General features: G+C 43.8%; 1 protein-coding gene. It reads left to right on the top strand.

Annotation, left to right across the window (positions count from 1 at the left end):
• Positions 1–240 (top strand): IS3 family transposase (locus tag I656_RS0117380; RefSeq protein ID WP_033007077.1); only part of this gene is annotated, 240 nt, incomplete at both ends.

The raw sequence follows: 240 nt of genomic DNA, 5'->3' as shown, positions 1-240 counted from the left end.
AAACGAAATTATGGGAAGACCGTGAATCATAAGCGAGTGTACCGACTGATGAAAGAGTTGGGGGTTCAGGCCAAAATCCGTCGAAAAAAGCCGAAGTATAAAGCGGGAAAGGAGAATATCGTAGCGTCGAACGTGTTAAACCGTGATTTTGCGGCCACTGCAGCCAACCAAAAATGGGTGACGGATATTACCTATGTGCCATTTCAAGGAACCTATTTGTATCTGTCTGCTATTAAAGAT

The sequence above is a fragment of the Geobacillus sp. WSUCF1 genome, assembly GCF_000422025.1.
In the GTDB taxonomy this organism is placed as follows: domain Bacteria; phylum Bacillota; class Bacilli; order Bacillales; family Anoxybacillaceae; genus Geobacillus; species Geobacillus zalihae.
This window is presented reverse-complemented; position numbering and strand designations above follow the sequence as displayed.